The 1,583-nt window shown below is 38.3% G+C and carries 3 protein-coding genes; 1 reads left to right on the top strand and 2 read right to left on the bottom strand.

Translation table 11 applies throughout. From position 1 onward, the window contains the following. On the bottom strand, positions 1–646 hold a 646-nt coding region (locus ACFILD_RS08420), incomplete at its 3' end, for a hypothetical protein (RefSeq protein WP_375665070.1). Positions 647–656: 10 nt separating this feature from the next. After that, complete coding sequence (locus tag ACFILD_RS08425) at positions 657–896, bottom strand: DNA-binding transcriptional regulator (protein ID WP_273791731.1); 240 nt, start codon at positions 894–896, stop codon at positions 657–659. An 87-nt stretch (positions 897–983) separates the two neighbouring features. Here ACFILD_RS08425 and ACFILD_RS08430 point away from each other — a divergent pair, with 87 nt between their 5' ends. Then, positions 984–1,337, top strand: a complete 354-nt coding sequence (locus ACFILD_RS08430; protein WP_273791732.1) for an XRE family transcriptional regulator — start codon at positions 984–986, stop codon at positions 1,335–1,337. Positions 1,338–1,583: the final 246 nt, after the last annotated feature.

Below are 1,583 nucleotides of genomic sequence, written 5' to 3' on the forward strand. Positions count from 1 at the left end.
GAGGCTTACCATCATCATTCTTATGCGCTTCGTTTGTGCTATATGAAACGTGTTTACGCATGTAAACTTCGTCGTTATCGCTAACCTCTCCATAGCCACAAACCTTGGTATATCCACAAACCTTGGCATTTCCGTAAACACGAGCATTTTCACAAACCTTAGCATTCCCATACACATGCGCATTGCCATAAACCGAAGCATCATTACTAACACAGACATAGCCACAAACCTTGGCATTGCCATAAACACGGGCATGGTCACTAACATGCGCATGCCCACTAACACGAGCATTTTCATAAACTCTAGCTCTGCCATAAATATGGGCATTGCCATAAACATAACTATCTCCATAAATAAAAGCATCTATACCAACACGGGCATTGCCATAAACACGGGCGTTTTCATAAACATTGGCTCCATTAAAAACCCATGCATTTTCATAAACCTTGGCATTATCAAAAACACAAGCCTTCTGAGCAACCCAACATTCACCATGATGACTTAAGTTGCTCTCTTTTTCGATATACCCCCCAATCTCTCCAGCCTTCACATCTCCAAAATCTCTTAAGGCTTTAATACGATGAAGTGTGTGATTACCAAAAACACGTGTCTCATCCGTGAATTCATATTTCTTTTCTACAGCCATCTTTATCTCCTTAATGCTGTAAAGTTTCTCCGGTGTGATCAACACCGCAGCTCTTGCTAATTTTCGACAATGGGGGGTGTTGCTCTTGATCGCATAAAGATTTTAAAAGATAAGCCACTGCTCCTCTTGAAGGAACACCATATTTTTCCCAACGCCATACTGTTGATTTGTTAACGCCTAATAACGCTGCCATTTCGTCCAGCGTAAGATTAAGGCGTTTGCGTATTTTTTTTGCTTCTATCTTATTCATAAAATTAAGTGTGCAATGTGCACAGAAAAAAGTCAAGTCGAAAAGCACACATAATATGTGCATTATGAATGGAAAGGAGTTGTCAGAATGCAAGAACAAAAACCCGACCAAGCTATACGCTTAACAGAAGCAAGAATTGCCAAAGGATTTAAATCTGCCCGAGCCGCAGCTCAATATTACGGCTGGCCATATTACACTTATATACAACATGAACAAGGAGTTCGCGGCATCAATAAAGCCGCAAGTCGATACGCAAAAGCTTTTAACGTAAGTACAGGTTGGTTATTGACTGGTGAAGGACAGGGGATAAAAACAAAATCTACAACTGCTCTTTCAGACCGCGAACTTCAAGAAGAAGTTTTTAACGCTCTAAAAAATATATCTCCTGAAAAAAAGCAGTGGCTTCTTCGCATTTTAGATACTCTAAAAGACGAAGAATAATAATTAACCTTCTTTTTTTATCTATACTAAGCTTATTCACTGCCTCCATTATAAGGTTATCAATATCATCCATTTTATATATCCCAAAATAATATAATACTCACTAAATATGCTCATGTTGCACATTTTATTGTTGACATATGTGCAATATGCGCATACATATGTTCCATATCTTAGAAAATAACTTTTGCCAATAGGCAGTATGGAGGCATTTGTGAATAAACCAGTGTTTATAAATTCTGATGA

The sequence above is a fragment of the Bartonella sp. CL162QHHD genome (assembly GCF_042195435.1).
Taxonomy (GTDB): domain Bacteria; phylum Pseudomonadota; class Alphaproteobacteria; order Rhizobiales; family Rhizobiaceae; genus Bartonella.